Source organism: Paenibacillus sp. OT2-17 (genome assembly GCF_009827695.1).
In the GTDB taxonomy this organism is placed as follows: domain Bacteria; phylum Bacillota; class Bacilli; order Paenibacillales; family Paenibacillaceae; genus Paenibacillus; species Paenibacillus polymyxa_B.
In genome coordinates this window covers 1-936 of record NZ_WUDQ01000903.1, presented here as the reverse complement: position 1 = coordinate 936, position 936 = coordinate 1, and the positions used below count along the sequence as shown (strand labels likewise).

Annotated in this window: 1 protein-coding gene; it reads right to left on the bottom strand. The window is 55.2% G+C overall.

The window, feature by feature from the left end:
* On the bottom strand, window positions 1-936 hold a 936-nt coding region (locus GRP75_RS28060), incomplete at both ends, for a condensation domain-containing protein (RefSeq protein ID WP_237449243.1).

The window sequence follows — 936 nt, the reverse complement described above, 5'->3', positions numbered from 1 at the left end:
TGCTGCTTTGGATTTCATTTGCCTTCGCTTCCAGCGCTTCCGCATAGGCTACTTGTTCACGGTAGTCTGCGGTTTCCAGCGTATACAACGCGCCTTCATCTACACCGCGTGTCCAAGCCGTATAACCCGAGGAAGTCTGACGGAAAACTGTACGAAGCGCATCATGATGCTTCACGATGTGATCCATGACTTGGCGAACCGCCGTCTCATCAAAGCCCTCGGCACGATAGAGCATGACCGCCTGATTAAAGTGCTGCGGACGCTCGCGCTCCTGCGCAAAGAACCAATGCTGGATCGGAAGCAAAGCGGTTTCCCCGCTCACTTCTCCTTGATCTGCCATACGACTGACCTCGTGCATATGCGGTGCCAGGGTTGCGATGATGGGATAGCGGAACAAATCCTTCATGTCCAGCTTGTAGCCTGCCTGGAACGCACGCGACACGATTTGAATCGCCTTGATCGAATCGCCACCCAGGTCAAAGAAATTGTCTAAAATACCGACGGTTGGCACGCCTAGGACGGATTGCCAGACCGTTACGAGTGCCCGTTCCGGTGCAGTGCGCGGCTCTACATAATCCGCTCCGCTTTGCAGGCTGCCTTCTGGTGCTGGCAGGGCCTTGCGGTCGATTTTACCGTTCGGTGTCAGCGGCATCTGCTCCAACCAGATGAAATACGACGGCACCATATAGCTTGGCAACTCTTGTCCCAGCTCATGTCTCAGCTCACCAGCTCCAAGTTCTTGACTCGCGACGTAGTACGCCACTAGCTGTGTTTGGCCCGTTTCGTCCCCACGGGCCATGATGACCGCTTCTTGTACCGACTCCACCTGCAGCAGCTGCGATTCGATCTCGCCCAGTTCGATCCGGTAACCTCTGATTTTCACCTGATGGTCCATCCGACCCAAATATTCAATGTTGCCGTCCGGCGTCCATCTCG